This window comes from Brevibacterium sanguinis, from assembly GCF_003315415.1.
In the GTDB taxonomy this organism is placed as follows: Bacteria; Actinomycetota; Actinomycetes; order Actinomycetales; family Brevibacteriaceae; genus Brevibacterium; species Brevibacterium celere_A.
Window position 1 is genome coordinate 24339 of the sequence record NZ_QNSB01000011.1, and the last position, 21740, is coordinate 46078.

Sequence of the window (21740 nt, forward strand, 5' to 3'; positions counted from 1 at the left end):
GTCAGGCCTTCTTTCTGCGCCGCTTCTGACTCGGGCGCACGGGGGTGATCCCGGCGGCGAGGTCGTCCGCGCGGGACTGCTGGGCGAATTCGACGAGACCGTCGATGAGGGAGGTGAGGTTGGCCTCCTCGGCCAGCACGTCGACCCGCAGCCCGTGTTCGGCCGCGGTGTTCGCCGTCGCCGGTCCGATGCAGCAGATCACCGAGGTGGGGGCGGGCTTGCCCGCGATCCCGACGAGGTTGCGCACCGTCGACGACGAGGTGAAGAGGAACGCGTCGAAGTCGCCGGCCTTGATCGCCTCGCGGATCGGGGCCGGCGGCGGGGAGGCGCGCACGGTCCGGTAGGCGGTGACGTCGTCGACGTCCCAGCCCTTCTCGAGCAGTCCCGCGACGAGCACCTCGGTGGCGATGTCGGCGCGGGGCAGCAGGACCCGGTTCATCGGGTCGATGTCGGCGACGTACTCGGGCCATTCGGCGGCGAGCCCGCGCGCCGAATGCTCACCGGTGGGGACGAGGTCCGGGGTGATGCCCCAGTCGGAGAGGGAGGCGGCGGTGGCCCCGCCGACGGCCGCGATCTTCACGCCCGACAGGGACCTCGAGTCGAGGCCGAAGTCCTCGAACCACATCCGCACCGCGCGGACCGCGTTCACCGAGGTGAAGCCGACCCATTCGTAGTCGCCGTCGACGAGCCCGCGCACGGCCTTCTCCATCTGGGTCGGGGTGCGCGGGGGCTGGACGGCGATCGTCGGGACCACGGTCCCGACCGCTCCCAGCTCCCCCAGCGCCTCGGCGGTCGAGGTGCCCTGCTCCTTGGTCCGTGGGATGAGGACCTGCCAGCCGAAGAGCGGCTTCGTCTCGAACCAGGACAGGTCCTGCCTGGTCTCGACGCCCTGTCCCATGATCATCACCATCCGATTTCCCGTGGCGTCGGTGAGCGCCGGGGACAGCGCCTGCCCCAGGCTCGTGTCGATCGTCGTCTGCTCGGTCGTGGAGATCCCCCACGCGAGCAGCACCTTCGTGTCCTCGTCCCAGCCGTCGTCGAGGAGCGCCCGGATCGCCTGGGCGATCTGTCCGCCGGCGCCCGTGAGCACATGCGTGGTGTTGCGGTGGCGCGAGACGTCGACGTGGGACTGCGGTCCGGCCTCGATGAAGCGCACGGAGCGCACCCGGTTCGTCGTCAGCGCGGTGCCCGTGTACGCGGCGGTCGCCGCCGACAGCCCCACCCCGGGGACGATCTCGACGTCGACGTCGGCCTTGCGGCACACGGCCGCCTCGGCGGTGGTCGTCGTGAACATCAGACCGTCGTCGGAGCTCAGCCGCACGACGGTGCGGTCGGGGCGGGCGAGCTCGACGAGCCGGCGTCCCCGCGTCGAGGCGGAGGCGCCGAGGCTCGTCGCCTCGACCACCTCGGCGGCCTGATTGACGTAGGCGGTGACGATCTCGTCGTGGACGTCGGAGTCGCAGACGACGATCTCGGCGGCCGACAGCAGATCGGCTCCGCGCATCGTCATCAGCCCGGCCTCCCCCGGTCCGCTGCCGATGAACACGACACGGGGCGAGGCGGGCAGCAGCCGCCGCGGCTGGACCTGTCCGGCAGGCGCGGACATCATTGGCCCTGCGCCTTCACGGGGGTCAGGTGCCCCGCGGTCGCGGCCGGGTCGATGCCGAGCCGGGTGAGCAGGTCCTCGGCGGCGCGGGTGCCGAGCTCATCGGCGACCCGGGCGAGCTCCTTCCCGGCGATCGGCAGCCGATGGTCCGCGCTCGTGCTCAGGTCGACCCCGGGCACGACCGGGAGGGCGATGGACTGCCGGGTCCGTGCGAGGTTCCCGTCCTCGTCGGCCATCATCGCGTCGACGACGAGGTCGCTGCCCTCGATCGTCGCGAGCGCGCCGATCGGGGCCGAGCAGCCGGCCTCGGCGCGGGAGAGGATCGCCCTCTCGCAGGTCACGGCGAGGTCGGTGGCCTCGTCGTGGAGCCGGTGCAGGGCGGCCCGGATCTCGACGTCGGAGTCGAGCACCGTCTCGCTCTGGGCGTAGGGGCTGGCCGCGGACCGGGTCTCGACGGCCAGCGCCCCCTGCCCGGGGGCGGGCAGCATCGTGGCGAAGTCGAGGGAGTCGGTCGCCTCGGCCAGCCGGCCGATCCGGCGCACGCCCGCGGCGGCGAGCACGACCGCGTCGAGGCGGCCCTCACGCACATGGGCGATGCGGGTGTCGACGTTGCCGCGGACCCCGCGGACCTCGATGTCGGGGCGGGCGGCGCGCAGCTGGACGGCGCGCCTGGGCGAACCGGTTCCCACGACGCTGCCGGCGGGCAGGTCGAACAGGCCCAGACCGTCGCGGCCGATGAGCACGTCGGCGGGATCGACCCGGGGTGGGACGGCGGCGAGCTGGATGCCCGCCTCGGGGGTCGTGGGCAGGTCCTTGAGGGAGTGCACGGCGATGTCGATCGTGCCCTGGTGGAGGGCCTGGCGCACGGCGGAGACGAAGACGCCGGTGCCGCCGAAGCCGGCCAGGGGCGACATGTTGACGTCGCCCTCGGTGACGACCTCGACGATCTCGACGCGCCACCCGGTCAGGGCGGCGAGCTGATGGGCGATCGCGGTGGACTGGGACCGGGCCAGCTGGGAGCGTCGGGTGCCGAGGCGGACCGTGCGGCCCGACCAGTGCTCGGGCTCGACGACGTCGAGGGTGTGATCGGCGACGGGGTGGAGTCCGTCGGCCTCGATGTGCTCCGGGCTCGACGCCCTGGCGACCTTCGTCTCCGGTTTGGCGATCGAGTGGGCGGCCTTGTTCGTCGGCAGGTCGAAGAGCTGCATCAGTGCCTGAGCATAGTCGACGTCGGTCTCGGACACCGCCAGTTCCTTGACTTTGACGGTCGGGGTGTGGATGAGCTTCTCCGCGACCCGGTGCAGGGACTTGCGGATCTCGGCGAACACGCGGTCGTCGACCTGCTCGCCGATCTTCTTCTCCAGCCGCCCGGTCTCCGAGGCCAGCACGTCCTTGGCGTGGGTGCGCAGCGCGGTGACCATCGGGGCGACGGCGCGTTCCTTCGCGCCGGTCCGCAGCCGGCTCAGCTCCTCCTCGATGATCGCGCGCACGGCCGAGACCGCGTCGACGACGGCGGCGTCCCGCGCCTGGTGGGTGGTGGTGAGCAGGGTGCGGATCTCCCCGAGGCCGAGGAGGACGACGTGCTCGAACTCGCGGACGGTGGGGTCGATGTCGTGCGGGAGGGCGAGGTCGACGAAGGCCTTGTCCGCGCACCCCTTGGGGTCCTGGGAGAGGCCCGCGACGATGTCGTCGCGGGTGACGACGACGCCGCGGGCGCCGGTGCAGGAGACGATGACGTCGGCGGCGGCGATCTCCTCGGCGAGCGACCGCGGGGTCAGCTCCCGGGCCCGGCCGCCCACCTCGGCGACGAGGCGCTCCGCCTTCTCGAGCGTGCGGTTGAGCACGGTGATGTGGTTGACGCCCTCCCGGTGGAGGCCGGAGACGACGAGACCGGACATCGCGCCCGCGCCGATGACGAGGGCGTTCGCGGCCCGCAGGGACCCGACGTGGGATTCGGCGGCCTCGAGGGCGGCGCTGAACAGGGACCGGGCGACGTCGTCGAGACCGGTCTCCGAGTGGGCCCTCTTGCCCACCCGCAGGGACTGCTGGAGGGCGTGGGAGAGCTCGGAGGTCAGCGCCTCGGCGGCCATCGAGTCGGTGAAGGTCGAGCGGAGCTGGCCGAGGATCTGGGCCTCCCCGAGCGCCATGGAGTCGAGGCCGCAGGCGACCTTGAGCAGGTGCTCGAGCGCCTGGACGTCGTAGTGGGCGTAGAAGTGGCCGGCGATGTCCTGCCACTGCCGGTCGATGGCCTCGACGAGGGCGTTGCCGAGATCGGCCAGGCCGCCGTGGAAGGTCGTGACGTCGGCGATGAGCTCGAGTCGGTTGCACGTCGAGAGCACGGCGAGGCCCTCGACGTTGCTGCCGGCCAATGCGCTGCTGCGCAGGTCGGAGACCTCATCGGCGCCGAATGCGAGCGCATCCAGCATGTCGATCGGGGCCGAATGGTGGGAAATCCCCAGAACCAAGAGAGTCAATTCCTGTGCTCCTCAACTGGATCGAGCTCAACCGAATCGAGCGCTGAATAGTACGCGAGTGCTTGCAGCTCACTGGCCAGATCGACCTGATGCACACGGACGGAGTCCGGGACGTCGAGCACGGTGGGTGCGAAGTTCAGGATTCCCCGCACCCCGGCGTCCACCGCGCGGGCGGTGGCCGACTGGGCGGCGGAGACGGGGGTGGCCATGACGACGAGGTCGATGCCCTGCGGCCAGGCTTCGAGCTCGCCGAGGTCCGAGACCGGCAGTGATCCGATCGTCGTGCCGATCTTGGCCTCGTCGACGTCGAAGATCGCGACGAGCTCGAGCCCGCGGCGACGGAACCCGGCGTAGTCGGCCAGAGCCGATCCCAGCCGCCCCGCGCCGATGATCGCCACGGTCCGCGACCGGTCGAGGCCGAGGAAGGACCTCAGGGTCAGGGCGAGGTCCGCGCAGGAGTAGCCGACACCTCGGCGACCGGGGCCGCCGAGGTGGGAGAGGTCCTTGCGCAGGATCGACGGAGACACACCGCTGCGGGCCGCCAGCGCCTCCGAGGAGACGATGGACCGGCCCGCCGTGGTGAAGGTCTCGACGGATTCCAGATAGATCGGGAGTCGCGAGATGACGCTGTCCGGCACGTCCTTGCGGACGACACCGTCAATACCGTTGGCGGACAGAATCTCGCCCACTGATATGTGTCACTCCTTCATTCGGTCTCGGGTGCCCGGCGCCTCATGCGCCGAGCGCGTCCAGGGCGCTCGCCAGCCTGCCGGGCTCGACCCGGTGGAAGCTGTGCTGCCGACCGTCGAGCAGCACCACCGGGATGTCCCAGCCGTACCGGGCCTCGAGCTCCTCGTCGGAGTCGATGTCGATCTCGGTCACGGTGACCCGGCGCCCGGCGACCGCCTCGGCGATCCGGGCCCTCGCGACCTCGCACAGATGGCAGTCGGCGCGGGTCAGGAACGTCAGCTCGACCACTGCGCACTCCTCCTCAGGTGACAACAAACCCCGCCGAAATGAGATTCGAGCGGGGAGGTAGGACCGTTGCCGGTCTTACTTCTTGTTGCGACGCTGGTGACGAGTCTTGCGAAGCAGCTTGCGATGCTTCTTCTTCGACATCCGCTTGCGTCGCTTCTTGATAACTGAGCCCACGCGGGTACCCCTTGCAATTGTCGGTGGAGGTGAACATCGCATGCCCACCCATTGAACTAACCGTGCAATTCTATCGCCTGGTCCCTTGCTTTCCCAAAACTGTGTCCGAATCCACTGTGCGCGGGCCGGGTCCGCCCGTCGCAGCAGGGGTCGAGCCGATGCGCGGGCCGGGCCCGTCAGTCGAAGTAGGGGTCGAGCCGATGCGCGGGCCGGGTCCGCCCGTCGCAGCAGGGGTCGAGCCGATGCGCGGGCCGGGCCCGTCAGTCGAAGTAGGGGTCGAGTCCGTAGAAGGGGAACAGGTTCTTGCGCGTCGCCATCACCGCGCGGTCGAGCTCGGACTCCGGGTCGAAGCCGCCCGACCAGGCCGCGAAGTACCCGTCGAAGCCGTCGGTCATCGACAGCGGCGCCTCACGCCCCGTCGTCGTCTGCGCGTAGTGGGCCCACCGGCCCGGGATTCGGGAGGCCGGGTCAATGTCGGCGTCCGCGGCGATGGCGATGAGGTTCGTCCACACCCGGGGCACGACGTCGAGGATCGCGTACCCGCCTCCCCCGACGGCCAGCCATCTGCCCCCGCAGTGCTCGGCGGCCAGGTCCCTCACCCAGCTCGTCGCGATGCGCATGCCGTCGACGCTCAGGCGCATGTGCGTGAGCGGGTCCATCCGATGACCGTCGCAGCCGTGCTGGGAGACGATGACCTGGGGGGCGAACTCCCGGACGAGCGCGGGAATCGTGGCGTCGAAGGCCCGCAGCCAGTCGGCGTCGACGATCCGCGGCGGCAGGGCGATGTTCGCCGCCGAGGCGGCTGCCCGCAGTCCGCCGATGTCGGCGGGGAACCCCGAACCGGGGAACAGGTACTTGCCCGATTCGTGCATCGAGATCGTCAGCACCCGGGGATCGTCCCAGTAGATCTTCTCCGGCCCGTCGCCGTGGTGGGCGTCGAGGTCGATGTAGGCGATGCGCTCGCAGCCTGCCTCGAGGAACTCGTCGATCGCCCCGGCGATGTCGTTGTAGACGCAGAATCCGCTGGCACTGCCGGGCATCGCATGGTGCATCCCGCCGCTGAAGTTCACCGCATGCGCGTAGTCGCCGCCGATGATGGCGCGGGCGGCGTCGACGGACCCCTGGAAGAGCATCGCCGAGGCGGTGTGCATGTTCGCGAAGCCCGGCACGTCCTCGGTGCCGATCCCGTACCTCTCGGCGTCCTCACGGCTCAGCCCCTCGGCCGTGCCGGCCTGCCGCACGGCAGCGATGTAGTCGGGCTCGTGGACGCGGGCGAGCGCCTCCTCGTCGATCTCGCCGACGGGGTGGACGTGGACCCGGTCGAGGTCGAATAGCCCGAAGTCCATGGCGAGTCGGGCGCTGAGTTCGAGTCGCAGGGGATGCATGGGGTGGGCGGGACCGAAGTCGTAGCCGGTCACCGCGTCGTCCCAGACGACATACACTTCGCTCTCCGCCATGCGCCCCATGCTATACGTCGAACGACGTCCGGTGTGCCGGGTCACGTTCTCGGCCCGGGACCCGGCCGCGGATGCGCTCTGCGCCCGGATCGGGATGCGGCTCACGGCCATCTGCCGACCGCCGATCTACCATGGTCCATGTGTCCAAGAAATCCGAACAGGCCTGGGACCGGATCCTGCGCCCCGGCCGCTGGGTGCGTGACTTCGTCGACGACCTGGCCGTGGCCTCCCCCGCCCGCCTGGCGATCGGGTCGTTCGTGGCCGTGGTCGCGCTCTTCGCGATCCTGCTGATCCTGCCGGCGAGCATGCGCGACCCCGAATCCGTCACCACCTCGAAGCACATCGCCAACGCCGTCTTCGTCGCGGTCTCCGCGGTGTGCGTGACGGGACTGACCCCGGTCGTCACGGAGGAGTACTGGTCGGACTTCGGGATCTCCGTGATCACCGCGGGCATCCAGGTCGGCGGTCTCGGGATCCTCACCCTCGCCTCGGTGCTGGGCATGGCCGTCTCCCGCCGCCTCGGCGTCAGGCAGCGCCTCATCGCCCAGCAGGCCACCTCGGCGCTCAACCTCGGGCAGGTCGGAACCCTGCTCAAGACGGTCGTCATCACGATCCTCACCGCCGAGGCGATCATCGCGGTCCTGCTCTTCCCCCGGTTCCTCTTCCGGGGCGAAGCCGTCGGGGACGCCCTGTGGTACTCCGTCTTCTACGCGATCTCGGCGTTCAACAACGCGGGCTTCACGATCCACCCGGGAGGCGCCGCGTACTTCGCCGACGATCCCTGGATCCTCTGCCTGCTCATGCTCGGCGTGTTCGTCGGAGCCCTCGGCTTCCCCGTCGTGCTCATGATCGCGACGTACTGGAACCGGCCGAGCCGCTGGGACCTCCACACCAAGCTGACCCTGTCGACGACGACCGTGGTGCTCGTCGTCGGCCTGGCGCTGCTCGCCCTCTTCGAATCCTCGAACCCCGCCACCCTCGGTGACAAGAACGCCGGCCACACCTTCGTCGAGGTGCTGTTCATGGCGGTGATGCCCCGCTCAGGCGGGTTCGCGACGATGGACATCGCGGACATGAACCAGTCCTCCCACCTGCTCATGGACCTCATGATGTTCATCGGCGGGGGCTCGTCGTCGACGGCAGGCGGGATCAAGGTCACGACCGTGGCAGTGCTCGTCCTCGCCGCCTACACCGAGGCCCGGGGCCTGCAGGACGTGCACGTGTTCGGTCGGCGGCTGACCGAGTCGACGATCAAGCTCTCGATCTCGATCCTCCTCACCGGGGCCACGATCGTCTTCGTCGGCACCCTGATCATGCTCCAGATCAGCGAGGAGTCGCTCGACATGGTGCTGTTCGAGGTGATCTCCGCGTTCGGCACGGTCGGGCTGAGCTCCGGGGTGTCCGCCTCGGCGCCCGAATCGGGACTCTACTGCCTGTCCGTGATCATGCTCATCGGGCGGCTCGGAACCATTACACTGGCGGCAGCCCTGTCGATGCAGGACTCCCTGCGCCTGTACCGCTACCCCGAAGAGAGGCCCGTCGTTGGCTAGCGAAAACTCCTCCATCCTCGTCATCGGACTCGGCCGGTTCGGATCCGCGACCGCGGCGACCCTGACCCGGCTGGGCCGCGAGGTGATGGCGATCGAGCACAGCGGCGAACTCGTCAAGGAGTGGAGCGGCAAGCTCACCCACGTCGTCGAGGCCGATGCGACGAACATCGAGGCGCTGCGGCAGGTCGGGGCCGGGGACTTCTCCACCGCCGTGGTCGGGATCGGTACCTCGATCGAGGACAGCGTGCTCACCACCGCGAACCTCGTCGACCTCGGGGTGTCCCAGGTGTGGGCGAAGGCGATCTCCCCCTCCCACGGCAAGATCCTCCACCGCATCGGCGCCCACCACGTCCTCTACCCGGAGTCGGACGCGGGGACGCGTGTCGCGCACCTCGTCAGCTCGCGGATGATGGAGTACATCGAGTTCGACGAGGGGCACTTCGCGGTCGTGAAGATGCGGCCCCCGCGCGAGATCCAGGGCTTCACCCTCGGCGAATCGAAGGTCCGCGACAAGTACGGCGTGACGATCGTCGGCATCAAGAGCCCCGGCCGCGACTTCACCTACGCCGAGCCGACGACCCGCGTCGGCAAACAGGACCTGCTCATCGTCGCCGGCCACGTCGAGCTGCTCGGCCGCTTCGCCGGCCGCCCGTAGGGGTGCCGCGGGCGCGGGCGGGGCCGGAGCGGAACACGAACCCGCGACCCAGAAGTGCAGACGTGCGCCACTTCTGCCGAGCCTCACCACTTCCTCGTCGCGGGGCCGGAGCGGAACGCGAGCCCGCGACCCAGAAATGCAGGCGTGCGCCACTTCTGCCGCGCCTCACCACTTCCTCGTCGCGGGGCCGGAGCGGGCGGGGCCTGAGCAGGCGGGGCGCGCCCCATTGGACAGGGGCGCCGCATCGCCGCGACCGGTCACGGTCGCTGCCACTGCCGCAGATGAGGCGCCTGCATGAAGAGCTTCGTGGCGAAGGCTTCGAGATCGATGACGTCGTCGAAACTGAACCGGACAATCCTGTATCCGAGCGCGAGCAGCCGGTTGTGCTGGTCGGACTCCCGCCTCATCAGCGGAAATCCGTTGAGCACGTATTTGCCTGCACCGTCGACCATCAGGATCGTCTTCGACCCGCGATGCAGGAAGTCCACCCTCGCCAACCGCTGTCGCCCGTCGTATATTTCGACCTGCTGTTCGAATTCGCGCAGACCGAGCATCAGCAGGTCATAGGAGCATCGGCTCTCCGCGTAGCTCTCGGACAAGGGACCGGCGTGTTCGAGCAGCCGCAGTGCGCGTCGGCGCCTCGTGGGCAGCCGCTCAAGGCACGGACGGAACAGACGTTCACGCTTCTCGGCGGCCCACTCCGAGGTATCGGGCGGGTATCCGCAACGACCGATCTCGGGATCGGCACCGAACACCGCCCGCCGCAGAGTGTGCTCCAGTGCGGCGAACGCCTCCGCCTCGCCGAGGATGGCGATGAGGTCGAACGAGGTGCGCACCGGCGAGGTGAGAACCATCTTTCCCACGTGCACGATGTCCTCCTGCGGAATCTCCCGTGTCGTTCGTGAGATCACCTCGCTCTTCCGACGTGCCGATGGATGGGCGATGGTGATCGGACCACGAGGGAGCCGGCGCATCGGGAGCTCGTGGATGACAGCGGCGGAGGTCCCGCAGATGACGTCGCCATCCCGATAGTGAGGGTACGAGGCGATGCGCAGCTTCTCGACGGTGCCGAGGTAGTCGAAGTCGACGCCTCCGCCCTCCCGGGCACGGTGCTCGATACTGCGTGTGATCCACTCGTCGTCGGTGATCAGCGCTGCGATCCTCGAATGCCGGAAGTCCTGGCAGCGTGAGACGATGGTGAACACCCCGTAGGAGAGCCGGAGGAGGCAGCAGCTCAACGCCGAGCGGATCACCCGGCTGTCGATGCCGCAGGCACTGAGTTCCGCGGTGCGAACGATGTTGTACATCTGCCCACCCTCGGAGCAGCACGATACGTCGCACAACCCCGCCGAGGGCGGCTGTGGAGGCGGACCGAGCATCCACAGTCGAACTGCACCCGAGTGGAGTTCCTTTGCACAGCAGACGACCCACGAGTGGGATCCGCGGGAGCGCCGTGCGGGCCCGGTCGCTGACCGGTTCCGGGCCACTGCGGGAACCGGCCGGACCGCGAACGAACGGCCCGTCGTCCACAACCGCGACGCAGAAGTGCGTGCGCACGCCAGTTGTGGCGTACGCACGCACTTTCAGGTAGCGGCAGCCGCATGAACGGCCGAACGATGCCGCCGCCACTCCCTCGCCGCGGCGTCGCGGCTCGGCACCCCTAGTGCTCCACGGCCTTCTCGGCGCCGAAGCCGGTGTGGGCGCGGACGTCCATCTCGGCGGCGAGCTCCGGGCTCTCGACGGTGCGGTCGGTGATCGAGCCGAGCCATCCGAGGAGGAACCCGAGCGGGATCGAGATGATGCCGGGGTTCTTCAGCGGGAAGAGCGCGAAGTCGGCACCGGGGATCATCGCGTCGGGATTGCCGGAGACGACGGGCGAGAACGCGATGAGCAGGACCGCCATGCCCAGACCGCCGTAGATCGACCACACGGCCCCGCGGGTGGTGAACCTCTTCCAGAACAGCGAGTAGATGATCGTCGGCAGGTTCGCGCTCGCCGCGACGGCGAAGGCGAGTGCGACGAGGAACGCGATGTTCTGACCCTGCACCCCGATGCCGCCGATGATGGCGACGGCGCCGATGACGATGACGGTCCGGCGGGCGATCTTCACCTCGGCGTTGGGGTCCTCGACCTTGCCCTTCTTGATGTAGTTCGCGTAGATGTCGTGGGCGAACGACGCCGCCGCGGTGATCGCCAGGCCCGCCACGACGGCAAGGATCGTCGCGAAGGCGACCGCGGAGATGAAGCCCATGAGGATCGGCCCGCCGAGGTGGAGCGCCAGCAGCGGAGCCGCGGAGTTCACTCCCCCGGGTGCGTTCTTGATCGCCTCGGCGCCGACGAGCGCCGCGGCCCCGTAGCCGAGCACGAGGGTGAAGAGGTAGAACGCGCCGATGAGCCAGATCGCCCAGACCACGGAGCGCCGGGCCTCCTTCGCGGTCGGCACGGTGTAGAAGCGCATGAGCACATGCGGCAGGCCGGCGGTGCCGAGCACCAGAGCCAGCGCCAGGGAGATGAAGTCGAGCGGATTCTCGCCGTACTGCAGCCCCGGGTTGAGAACGCCTTCGCCCACCCCCGCGGCCGCGTTCTCGACGGCCGCCCCGAGCAGCGTCGAGAGGTTGAACCCGTTGAGGGCGAGCACCCACACCGTCATCGCCGCGGCGCCGAGGATGAGCAGGATCGCCTTGACGATCTGCACCCACGTGGTCCCCTTCATCCCGCCGACGAGGACGTAGATGATCATCAGCGCGCCGACGACGGCGATGACGACGGACTGCCCGAGCTTGCCGTCGATGCCCATGAGCAGCGAGACGAGTCCACCGGCACCCGCCATCTGCGCGAGCAGGTAGAAGAAGCACACCGCCAGGGTCGAGATCGCCGCGGCCATGCGCACAGGACGCTGCCTGAGCCGGAACGAGAGCACATCGGCCATCGTGAACTTGCCGGTGTTGCGCATCAGCTCGGCGACGAGCAGGAGTGCGACCAGCCAGGCGACGAGGAAGCCGATCGAGTAGAGGAATCCGTCGTAGCCGTTGACGGCGATCGCCCCGCAGATGCCGAGGAACGACGCGGCCGAGAGGTAGTCTCCGGCGATCGCGAAGCCGTTCTGCGGGCCGGTGAACGACCGGCCGCCGGCGTAGTAGTCCGAGGCGGTCTTGTTGTTCCGGCTCGCGCGCAGGACGATGAACATCGTCACCGCGACGAAGGCCGCGAAGATCGAGATGTTGAGGATCGGGTTGTTCTCGACCTCGGTCGTCGCCTGGGCGAGGAAGCCCGTTGCGGTCGTCGTCATGACTGGACCCCCTTGGTCTCGTTCTCGAGGCGCTCGCGGATCTCGGCGGCGGGCGGATCGAGCCTGTTGTTGGCGAACGACACGTAGAACATCGTGATGGCGAAGGTCGTGACGAACTGCAGCAGTCCGAGGATCAGACCGACGTTGATGAGTCCCACGACCTTCGTCGACATGAAGTCATGGGCGTAGGTGCTGAGGATGACGTACAGGAAGTACCAGGCGAGGAACGCGATCGACAGCGGGACGACGATCGAGAACCGCTTGCGTTTGAGCGCTTTGAACTCGGGCTTCTCCTCCTCGGCGAGGAAGTCGATGGGAGCGCGGGCGTTGTCGGACATCATTGCTTCTCCATTCGCGGATGCGCTGAGCATGGGTGATTCACATCACGTGCAGTCTAGCTAACCGTCAAGTAGCCTCGCCCAGTACCTCCGAAAGTTGGTAATCTGGTCCACATGCCTGTCATGACCAAAGAGGATCAGGCGCGCAGGGCCGCATCCCATCGACTCTTCGCCGAGGCGATCGAGTCCCTCCACCGCGCGGGCACCGGGGACGTCGTCTTCGGCGGCATGGTCGTCGAGGGCGCGGTGTCCGTCGACGCCGTCGCCGGCGGCAGCGAGGACCGCCTCGGCCGCCTCCTCGTCGGCAGCGGCAAGGGCCTGGGCGGTCGCGCGATGACCGAGGGCACACCACAGTTGACGAGGAACTACGGCGTCGATCCCTTCATCACCCATCACTACGACGAGGAGATCCTCGGTGAGGGCATCGAGGTGCTCCTCGCGGTGCCCACCCTCTACGGGGGCGAGGTCACCGGCATGGTCTACTGCGGTCACCGCAACGGCTTCGAGGCCGCGGCCCCGCACACCGGCAACCTCGTGCGCCGGGTCCGGCAGCTGTCCGAGGACCTCGGGCGGCTCGGTCCTCCGAGCACGATCGCCGAGGCGAGCCCCGCCTCGGCGGTGAGCCCCGACCTCGACGCGTCGAGCCGGGAGGCGCTGCGTCACACGTTCGCGGAGCTGCGGGCGATCCGCTCGGGCATCGTCGACGATCAGACCCGGGACCGGCTGGCCGCCGTCGAGAGCCGGCTGGCCGACATCCTCTCGGCGGGGACCGGAGCGGAACCGGCCGCCCGGCGATCGGTGCGGCTCTCCCCGCGTGAGGTCGACATCCTCTCCCACGTCGCACTCGGCTGGCCCAATGGGCGCATCGCCGAGGCCCTCGGGCTGCGGGAGTCGACCGTGAAGTCCTATCTCAACACGGCGATGGTCAAGCTCAGCGCGCGCACCCGGCACGAGGCCGTGTCACACGCGCGGGCCGCCGGCGCCCTGCCCTGAGACCGACGCGGCCGGGCAGGCAGAACCGACGCGGCCGACGCTCAGTCGGCGACGGTCGCGGCGTTCTCCGCCTCCATCTCCAGGGAGCGGTCGGCCGCGGCCCTGACGGCCGCCTCGGCGATGGTGAAGAGGCCCGAGTCGATGAAGGTGTCGAGGGCCGCCAGGGTGGTCCCGCCCTTGCTGCTCACGGACTGCCTCAGGGCCGCCGGGTCGGGGTCGTGGGTCATCAGCCGTCCGGCTCCGTCGGCGGTCGCGACGACCATGGCCCTGGCGGTCTCCTCGCTCAGCCCCAGCTTCACCCCGGCGGCGATCATCGCCTCGGCGAGGAGGAAGAAGTAGGCGACCCCGGATCCGGAGATCCCGGTCATGGCGGGCAGGTCGGATTCGGGCATCGGGACGACGAGCCCGGCGCCGGAGAGCAGGCGCTCGAGGGTCTCGGCGCCGGCCGCGGAGACGGCGTCGTCGGGAGCCAGCGCGATGACTCCGTGGCCGATCGCGCTCGGGGTGTTGGGCATGATCCGCACGATCGGGCTGCCCGGTGCCAGCGTCTGCAGGTCGACGGTGGCGACTCCGGCGGCCATCGACACGAGCACGGTCTCGGGCTCCAGCGCCCCGGCGAGCCCGCGCAGGGTCTCGGCCATCATCCACGGCTTGACGCCGAGGAAGACGAAGTCTGCTCCGGCGACGGCCTTCCGATTCGCCTCCGGGTCCTCCTCGACCGAGGTGACCGCGGCGCTCGGGAGCTCCGTGCGCAGGCCCTCCGCCGAGGCGGTCGAGTGCGTCGTCGCGCGGACGTCGAGTCCGGCGTCGCTGTCGAGGATCCCCTTGAGGAGGGCCCTGCCCATGTTTCCCGTGCCGATGGAGGCGATGATGGTCAAATCAGTGTCCTTTCGGATCCGGCCTGGATGCCGGGCTCGACTTGCGCGTGCTCACGTGGCTTCCGTGCTCCGAGGGTGGGCCGTTGAGGCCCAGGTGGCGCTTGGCGAAGGCCAGGGAGTCCGCGAGCATCTGCTCCCGGGTCGCCTTCTTGGCGACGAACCGGGTATTGACCTCGACGACGATATCACCGGCCCAGTTGTGCTTGGCGAGGTACTGCAGGGTCTCGGCGACCGGCATGTTCCCGGTGCCGGGGACCAGGTGCTCGTCCTTGAGCGATCCCGAGCCATCGGTGAGGTGGACGTGACGGAGCCGGTCGAAGATCTCCCTGACCGTGTCGACGGCATTCATCCCCGCCGTCGAGGCGTGGGAGAAGTCGAAGGTCATCGCGTCGTAGTCCTCGTCGAGCGGGTTCCAGTCGGGGTAGTAGACGAGGATCTCGCGCAGTCCCGCCCGCCAGGGGTACATGTTCTCCACGGCGAGGACGACCCCGGTCTCCTCCGACACCTGGCGCACCCCGTCGACGAAGCCCTTCGCGTACTCGCCCTGCCAGCGGAACGGCGGATGGAGCACGACGGTCGTGGCCCCGACGTCCTTGGCGAGGTTCGCGGTGATCCGCAGCTTCTCCCAATGGTCCTTGTGGAGGACCCGGGGCAGGAAGAGCAGTGTCGGCGCATGGAGGGACATGACGTCGAGTCCGGTGTCGGCTGCCAGTCCGGTGATGAGGTCGACGTCGCGGGTCTCGGCGTTGTGCGTGACCATGATCTCGACCCCGTCGTAGCCCAGCGCCGCCGCCTGGGTGAAGGTCTCCTCGACGGTCATCGGGGAGACCGAGGATGAGGACAGGCCGATCCTGATCGGATGGTCGGAGACGTGGTGGACGTCGTGCTCGTAGACCGAGCGGCTGGCGAAATACTCGCGGTGGCGGCGGGAATTCGACCGTGCTGAGTTCTTGGCGGTCAGCACCTTGCGCTTCGACTTCGACCGTTTCGCGTTCACGTCGCCCATTTTAATCCCCAGTCGCAGGCTCCGGCGACGATCGCCCGCCGACGGTCGCCCGGCTCCGGCGACGATCGCCCGCCGACGGTCGCCCGCCCCGGCGCGCGCGCCCGTCAGCCCTGGAGCTCCTCGACGTCCTCGTCGACCCAGCGCTTGGACTTCTCGACGGCCTTCGCCCACAGCCGGCACATCCGAGCCACCCGCTCGGGCTCCATCTGCGGCAGCCACCGCCGTCCCTCCTGCCAGTTCGCCCTGACGTCGTCCTCGCCGTCCCAGTACCGCACCGCGATCCCGGCGGCGTATGCCGCGCCCAGGGCCGTGGTCTCGACGACCTGCGGGCGGATGACGGGCACGCCGAGGAGGTCGGCCTGGAACTGCATGAGCGCCTCGTTGCCGACCATTCCCCCGTCGACCTTGAGCTCCGTGAGTGCGACCGCGGCGTCGCGGTTCATCGCCTCGAGGACCTCCTTGGACTGGAAGGCCACCGATTCGAGCGCCGCCCGGGCGATGTGGCACTTGTCGACGTAGCGGGTCAGGCCGACGACGACGCCGCGGGCGTCGGATTCCCAATGCGGGGCGAAGAGTCCCGAGAACGCCGGCACGATGTAGCAGCCCCCATTGTCCTCGACCCGGGCGGCGAGCTCCTCGACCTCGGCGGATTCGGAGATGAGCCCGAGGTTGTCGCGCAGCCACTGGACGAGGGAGCCGGTGACCGCGACGGACCCCTCGAGGGCGTAGACCGCCGCGGCGTCCCCGAGCTTGTACGCCACCGTCGTGAGCAGCCCGTTCTCGCTGGCCACCGGCGTCGTCCCGGTGTTGATGAGCATGAAGTTGCCCGTGCCGTAGGTGTTCTTCGCCTGCCCCGTCTCGAAGCAGGCCTGTCCGAAGGTCGCCGCCTGCTGGTCGCCGAGGATCCCGCAGATGGGGGTGTCGATGAGCAGACCGTTCTTCGCCCCGTAGCCGTAGACCTCCGAGCACGAGCGGATCTCGGGCAGCATCGTCATCGGGATGCCCATGTCGGCGGCGATGTCCGGGTTCCAGTCGAGGGTGTCGATGTTCATGAGCATCGTCCGCGAGGCGTTGGTGACGTCGGTGACGTGCAGCCCGCCGTCGGTGCCTCCCGTGAGGTTCCAGATCAGCCACGAGTCCATGGTCCCGAACAGCAGGTCGCCGGCCTCGGCGGCGGTCCTGGCCCCGTCGACGTTGTCGAGGATCCACTTGGCCTTGGGGCCGGCGAAGTAGGTCGCCAGCGGCAGGCCGACCCGGTCCTTGTACCTCTCGGGACCCACGTCGCCGGCCAGCTCCTCGCAGATCCGCTGGGTGCGGGTGTCCTGCCAGACGATCGCGTTGTACACGGGTTCACCGGTGCGGCGGTTCCACACCACGGTCGTCTCGCGCTGATTGGTGATCCCCACGCCCTCGAGCTGGTGCCGGTTGATCTTCGCCCGGGTCAGCGCCTGACCGATCGCCTCGTTCGTGTTGTCGATGATCTCGACCGGGTCGTGCTCGACCCAGCCGGCGCGGGGGAAGATCTGCCGGTGCTCGAGCTGCCCGAGTGAGACGATCCGCCCATCATGGTCGAAGACGATCGCCCGCGACGAGGTCGTCCCCTGGTCGATGGCGAGGATGTACTTCTCCTGGATCACTGCCATTCTTCCCTCCCCTGGTCTCGTGCCGCCCCGGCGACGATCGCCGCGGCCGTCCCGTCGTCCCGTGTCGCCTCGGCGGCCAGCTGGGCGCGCATGTGCGCCTCGAACGCGGCGACCTCGCGGGCCACACCGTCCTCGTCCCAGCCGAGGACGGGGGCGACGATCCGGGCGACCGCCTCGGCGGCGGCGGTCCCCCGGTCCCTGACCTCGTAGCCCAGCCGCATCCTCCGCTCGAGGACGTCGCCGAGGCGGACGGCGCCCTCGGCGGCGGCCGCGTAGCGGGCCTCGGCTCCCAGGTACCTCTCGGCCCCGGGCAGCGGGAGTCCGAGCTCGGGGTCCTCGTCGATGAGGTCGAGGACCGAGTCGAGGAGGGTCCCGTAGCGGCGGATCAGCCGGGCGACCCTGGCCTCGTCGAAGCCGTAGCGGGCAGCGATCTCCTCCTGCCGCCGGCGCAGGGAGGCGACCCCCTGCGCGCCGAGGAGGGGCACCGACTCCGTGAGCGTGCGGCGCTCTCCGGCCTCGTCACCGAGGACGAAGTCGACGACGTCCTCGGCCATCACCCGGTAGGTGGTGAACTTCCCGCCGGCGATCGCGGCGAGTCCCGGCTCGACCTCCATGACCGTGTGCTCGCGGGAGACCTTCGTCGAGGCGACGCCCTCCCTGAGCACCGGCTGCAGCAGCGGCCGCAGCCCCGCGTAGACGCCGATGACGTCCTCGGGGCCGAGCTTCTCCCGGAGGACGGCGTTCGCGTGGTCGAGGAGGTAGTCGATGTCGTCCGCGGTGGCCACGGGCACGTCGACGTCCTGCTCCCAGGGGGTGTCGGTCGTGCCGATCACCCAGTAGCCGTCCCAGGGGATGATGAAGAGGACGGACTTCTCCGTCTTCGAGATGATCCCGGTGCCCGGCGCCGCGCTGATCCGGTCCTCGGCGACGGTGATGTGGACGCCCTTCGAGGCGAGCACCGTCAGTCCCGCCTCGGCGCTGGCGAGGTCCTGCTGCTCCTCGGTCCAGACTCCCCCGGCGAGGATCGTGCGCCGGGCGTGGACGTCGAACTCCTCACCGGTGAGCATGTCGCGGGCACGGACTCCGCTCACCCGCTGTCCCGTGTGGAGGTAGTCGATGACGCGGACGTGGTTGGCGGCATGGGCCCCGAAGGTCGCGGCCGAGCGGACGAGGGTCATGACGAACCGGGCGTCGTCGACCTTCGCGTCGTAGTACTCGAGCGCGCCGACCGCGGCGTCCTCGGCGAGACCGGGGACATGGGCGGCCAGGGCCCTCCGGCCGAGGTGGCGGTGGAGGGGAAGGGCGCGCTTGCGGCCGGGGCGTGTCGCCATCGTGTCGTAGAGGAGGACCCCGGAGCCGATGAAGGCGCGGTCGATGAACCGGTTCTCGAAGGGGAACACGAACGCGACGGGTTCGACGAGGTGGGGCGCGGTGTGGGTGAGGAGCAGGTCGCGCTCCCGCAGCGCCTCGGCGACGAGCCTGAAGTCGAGCATCTCGAGGTAGCGCAGTCCTCCGTGCATGAGCTTCGAGGAGCGCGAGGAGGTGCCCGAGGCCCAGTCCGCGGTGTCGACGACGCCGACGCGCAGTCCCCGGGTCGCGGCGTCGAAGGCCGCGCCCGCCCCCGTCACCCCGCCGCCGACGACGAACACGTCGAGCGGATCCGCCGCCGTGGTCGAGGCCAGGGCCGCCAGCGCCGCGGTGCGGGAGTCCGGGGAGAGCTCGCCGTTCCTCACGGGCTCATGACCCGCTCGATGCGCATCGCCGAGGTGGTCTCCGCCGAATCGAGCAGGTCGAGCTTGCGCATGATGATGCCCTCGCGCAGCGCCCAGGGCGAGATGTTCATGACGGCGATGTCGAAGATCGTGAAGGCCGCCTCGGCGACGATGGCCCCGGCGAGCACCTGCCCGGCCCGCGCCTCGGAGACCCCGGGCAGCAGCGCCCGCTCCTCCGGGGTGCGAGAGGCCAGCGTGTCGATGATCCCGGCGAGGTCGCGGCGGAAGAGCTTGCGGGGGGCGTAGATCCCGTCGCCGCTGGGCGCGGCCCCCGCGATGCGGGCCAGGGAGCGGAACGTCTTCGAGGAGCCGACGACCTGGTCGGGCCGGCCGACCCGGTTGATGTCCCCGGCGATCCGTCCGATCTGGGAGCGGGCGTGCTTGCGCAGGAGCTGGATGTCATCGGCGCTCGGCAGCGGGTCGGGGAGGAAGTCGGCGTAGGTGCGTCCGGCGCCGAGCGGCACGGACACGGCGGCCTGCGGGTACTCGTCCTGCCCGGCGGCGATCTCGAGGGAGCCGCCGCCGATGTCGAGCAGGAGGATCTTGCCCGCCGACCAGCCGAACCAGCGGCGGGCGGCGAGGAACGTCACCCGCGCCTCGTCCCTGCCCGACATGACGTTGAGCGTGACCCCGAGCTGCCGGTTGATCGCCTCGATGAGCTCAAGTCCGTTGGGGGCGTCCCTGATCGCCGAGGTGGCGAATGCGAGGATCTGCTCCGACCCCTGGTCCTCGGCGATCTCGACGGCCTCGGCGATGAAGCTGTGGAGACGCTCCTGACCGTATTCGTCGATCGACCCGTCCTCGTCGAGGTACTCGGCCAGCCGGAGGATCTCCTTGTGTGACGTCGCGGGCAGCGGAGGGGCTCCGACATGGGCGTCGACGACGAGGAGGTGGACGCTGTTGGATCCGATATCGAGGACAGCTAGGCGCATGGGCTCAGTGTAGCCGCGATCACTCCTGCGGCGAGGATTCGCGGCGGAGCCCGCTGACGGACTCGGCGATCGTGGCGAAAGCTGCGTGGACAAGCGTGTCCGAGTCGTGGTCGACCGGCAGTGCCTGGGAGGCGAAACGGACCGCCACGACGTCGCGCGCCCGGTCGATGTAGAGCAGCTGACCGTGGATGCCGACTCCGCAGATGAGGTCTCGGTCGGCGTTCGCCGACCAGAACTGGCGTCGATACTTGCCTCCGGGGAACTCCGAACCGTAGGGGCCTGCGGCGAAGGCCGCCTCGGAGTCGGGTCCTCCGGTGAACAGGTCCTCGACCCATTCGGGCGAGACGATCCGCGATCCTGACAGCGACCTCCCCTGCCGCAGGAGCACATGGCCGAAACGGGCGAGATCGAGCAGGGTCGAACTGGTGCCGCCGTCGAACATGCCGAGTCCGGCCGGGTCGACGGTCAGGAAGGCGTCGTGCTCGGCGCCGAGGACCGACCACAGCCTCTCGGTCGCGACTTCGGCATACCTGCGCCCGGTCGCCGACTCGATGAGCCACCCGAGGACATCGGTATCGGCGCTGCGGTAGACGAAGGGGCCGCCATGCTCCGTCTCCTTGTCGAGGGTGGGCAGGAACTCGGCGAGGGTGGACGGGTGTCCGGGCTGCAGCGGCGCCCAGCCGACGGCCTCGTCGAGTCTGCGCACCTCCGATTCCGGGTCGAGGTACTCCTCGGAGAACCGGATCCCGGTGCGCATGTCGAAGACGTCGGTGACGCGCGCATCGCCGTATCCGCTCGAGGCCAGTGCGGGGATGAGCTCGCCGATCGTGTCCTCGAGGCCGATGGTCCCATCCTCGATGAGGGTCGCGAGGACGAGGGACAGGACGGATTTGCTCACCGACATGAGCAGATGCGGGGTGTCCGCGCTCATGTGCGGGCCATACTCCTCGGCGACGACAGTCCCCCGGTGGACGACGGCCCACGCGTCGGTGTTCGCCGCGGCCAAGATCTCGGAGACTGTCGAGTCACCGCCCCCGATGTCGACCGTCAGCGATCCGAGGTCGAGGATCTCCCGGTCGAACCCTGCGACGGGTCCGGTGCCACGGCCCAGCCGGTCGGTGGGGAAGAGCTCGCCCATGTGGGTGAACGACCAGGGCAGGTGGGCGGGGTCGAGCCAGTTCTCGACCGTGACAGCAGAGGTGCTCATCCGATGCTCCTTCGCGCGGATTGGATCGTGCCGCCGGCTCCGATCCGACAGCTCGGGGCCACTCTATTGGCCCTGAGACCAAAGTTGGAAATCGCTCAGCGATGCTGCGGACCGGGTCGGTTCGGGCGACCGCAGGGTTCCGGGAGGCAGGTCGAGCGCCCATTCGGCGACATCGGAGACGAAGTGGGCGTAGGCGTCATGGTCGAAGGGGAGGGCGTTGTTGGCGTAGGCTCCGCGCGCGTCGAGTGCCATGAGGATCCGCACGGAGGCCCCGACGGGGTCGACGTCGGAGAGCTCCCCGGTCGCCTTGCCCCGCTCGATGAGGTCGATGAGCTCCTGCCGATCGGCCTCCTCCATCTCCTCGAGTGCCATGGCGATCGCGGCGCTGCGCCGACTGAGGTGACGGGCGCTGAGCCACAGGGCGGAAAGCCGGGTGTCGGCGCACTGGTCGGCGATGATCGCGCGCAGCTGGTCCACCGCACATGTCGACGCGGTCGGCTCGAACCGGCGCAGTCCCTGGACCGCGACGCGAAATGCCGTGGCCACAAGGTCCTCGGCGGCTCGGAAGTAGTGGCTGATCAACCCGGGCCGGACCCCGACGGAGGACGCGACGGACCGGAGGGTGACCGTCTCCAGACCGGACTCGACGGCGATGGCCGCGGCGGCGTCGACGATCTCGGCGCGCCTCGCCGCCGGTGACTTCCTCGCGCGCGTGAACTCAGGATTTGACATCATGCCCTCCACCCTATTGTATTGGTGACCAACATGACATTGGTCGGTCGACCAAT

At 69.4% G+C, this 21740-nt stretch carries 19 protein-coding genes; 3 read left to right on the top strand and 16 right to left on the bottom strand.

What is annotated here, in order from left to right; all coding sequences use genetic code 11:
* Position 1: 1 nt before the first annotated feature.
* The 6 genes from DFO65_RS14035 to DFO65_RS14060 form a co-directional block, all read right to left on the bottom strand.
* On the bottom strand, positions 2-1606 hold the full coding sequence (locus DFO65_RS14035) for a bifunctional uroporphyrinogen-III C-methyltransferase/uroporphyrinogen-III synthase (RefSeq protein WP_113905143.1): 1605 nt from the start codon (positions 1604-1606) through the stop codon (positions 2-4).
* The gene (gene hemA / locus DFO65_RS14040; RefSeq protein WP_113905070.1) at positions 1606-4080 is read right to left on the bottom strand and encodes a glutamyl-tRNA reductase; all 2475 of its coding nucleotides are present in this window, start codon (positions 4078-4080) and stop codon (positions 1606-1608) included. Before hemA ends, DFO65_RS14035 begins: the two co-directional genes overlap by 1 nt.
* A complete protein-coding gene (locus tag DFO65_RS14045) occupies positions 4077-4769 on the bottom strand; it encodes a redox-sensing transcriptional repressor Rex (protein WP_113905071.1) in 693 nt (230 codons plus the stop codon). Before DFO65_RS14045 ends, hemA begins: the two co-directional genes overlap by 4 nt.
* 43 nt (positions 4770-4812) lie before the next feature.
* The gene (locus DFO65_RS14050; protein ID WP_113905072.1) at positions 4813-5058 is read right to left on the bottom strand and encodes a glutaredoxin family protein; all 246 of its coding nucleotides are present in this window, start codon (positions 5056-5058) and stop codon (positions 4813-4815) included.
* A 75-nt stretch (positions 5059-5133) separates the two neighbouring features.
* Complete coding sequence (locus DFO65_RS14055) at positions 5134-5232, bottom strand: 30S ribosomal protein bS22 (protein WP_005504750.1); 99 nt, start codon at positions 5230-5232, stop codon at positions 5134-5136.
* 260 nt (positions 5233-5492) lie between these two features.
* A complete protein-coding gene (locus DFO65_RS14060; RefSeq protein WP_245940792.1) occupies positions 5493-6689 on the bottom strand; it encodes an acetoin utilization protein AcuC in 1197 nt (398 codons plus the stop codon).
* A 131-nt stretch (positions 6690-6820) separates the two neighbouring features.
* Here DFO65_RS14060 and DFO65_RS14065 point away from each other — a divergent pair, with 131 nt between their 5' ends.
* Together DFO65_RS14065 and DFO65_RS14070 are read left to right on the top strand one after the other, a co-directional pair.
* Positions 6821-8239 (top strand): TrkH family potassium uptake protein, encoded by a 1419-nt coding sequence (locus tag DFO65_RS14065; protein WP_113905073.1) that lies wholly within the window; start codon positions 6821-6823, stop codon positions 8237-8239.
* Positions 8232-8894 (top strand): potassium channel family protein, encoded by a 663-nt coding sequence (locus DFO65_RS14070; RefSeq protein WP_113905074.1) that lies wholly within the window; start codon positions 8232-8234, stop codon positions 8892-8894. Before DFO65_RS14065 ends, DFO65_RS14070 begins: the two co-directional genes overlap by 8 nt.
* A 257-nt stretch (positions 8895-9151) precedes the next feature.
* Here DFO65_RS14070 and DFO65_RS14075 read toward each other — a convergent pair whose 3' ends face one another.
* From DFO65_RS14075 to DFO65_RS14085, 3 genes are all read right to left on the bottom strand, one after another.
* The gene (locus tag DFO65_RS14075; protein WP_113905075.1) at positions 9152-10201 is read right to left on the bottom strand and encodes a hypothetical protein; all 1050 of its coding nucleotides are present in this window, start codon (positions 10199-10201) and stop codon (positions 9152-9154) included.
* A 353-nt stretch (positions 10202-10554) separates the two neighbouring features.
* Positions 10555-12183 carry a solute symporter family protein gene (locus DFO65_RS14080; RefSeq protein ID WP_113905076.1) on the bottom strand — a complete coding sequence of 543 codons (1629 nt, stop codon included), beginning with the start codon at positions 12181-12183 and terminating at the stop codon, positions 10555-10557.
* Complete coding sequence (locus tag DFO65_RS14085) at positions 12180-12521, bottom strand: DUF485 domain-containing protein (RefSeq protein WP_113905145.1); 342 nt, start codon at positions 12519-12521, stop codon at positions 12180-12182. Before DFO65_RS14085 ends, DFO65_RS14080 begins: the two co-directional genes overlap by 4 nt.
* 123 nt (positions 12522-12644) lie before the next feature.
* On the opposite strand from DFO65_RS14085, the gene DFO65_RS14090 reads away from it, so the two are divergent.
* Positions 12645-13514 carry a LuxR C-terminal-related transcriptional regulator gene (locus DFO65_RS14090; RefSeq protein WP_245940793.1) on the top strand — a complete coding sequence of 290 codons (870 nt, stop codon included), beginning with the start codon at positions 12645-12647 and terminating at the stop codon, positions 13512-13514.
* 41 nt (positions 13515-13555) lie between these two features.
* Here DFO65_RS14090 and proC read toward each other — a convergent pair whose 3' ends face one another.
* From proC to DFO65_RS14125, 7 genes are all read right to left on the bottom strand, one after another.
* On the bottom strand, positions 13556-14392 hold the full coding sequence (gene proC, locus DFO65_RS14095) for a pyrroline-5-carboxylate reductase (protein WP_113905078.1): 837 nt from the start codon (positions 14390-14392) through the stop codon (positions 13556-13558).
* 1 nt (position 14393) lies between these two features.
* Complete coding sequence (locus DFO65_RS14100; RefSeq protein ID WP_245940794.1) at positions 14394-15389, bottom strand: sugar phosphate isomerase/epimerase family protein; 996 nt, start codon at positions 15387-15389, stop codon at positions 14394-14396.
* A 113-nt stretch (positions 15390-15502) separates the two neighbouring features.
* Positions 15503-17041: a glycerol kinase GlpK gene (gene glpK, locus DFO65_RS14105; protein ID WP_113905080.1), complete on the bottom strand. Its 1539-nt coding sequence runs from the start codon at positions 17039-17041 to the stop codon at positions 15503-15505.
* Positions 17032-18774, bottom strand: coding sequence for a glycerol-3-phosphate dehydrogenase/oxidase (locus DFO65_RS14110; RefSeq protein ID WP_245940795.1), 1743 nt, complete (start codon positions 18772-18774; stop codon positions 17032-17034). The genes glpK and DFO65_RS14110 overlap by 10 nt, the downstream gene beginning before the upstream one ends.
* A complete protein-coding gene (locus DFO65_RS14115; RefSeq protein WP_113905081.1) occupies positions 18771-19745 on the bottom strand; it encodes a Ppx/GppA phosphatase family protein in 975 nt (324 codons plus the stop codon). Before DFO65_RS14115 ends, DFO65_RS14110 begins: the two co-directional genes overlap by 4 nt.
* Positions 19746-19764: 19 nt before the next feature.
* On the bottom strand, positions 19765-20952 hold the full coding sequence (locus DFO65_RS14120) for a serine hydrolase domain-containing protein (RefSeq protein WP_113905082.1): 1188 nt from the start codon (positions 20950-20952) through the stop codon (positions 19765-19767).
* A gap of 63 nt (positions 20953-21015) precedes the next feature.
* Positions 21016-21684: a TetR family transcriptional regulator gene (locus DFO65_RS14125; protein ID WP_113905147.1), complete on the bottom strand. Its 669-nt coding sequence runs from the start codon at positions 21682-21684 to the stop codon at positions 21016-21018.
* Between the last annotated feature and the right edge of the window lie 56 nt (positions 21685-21740).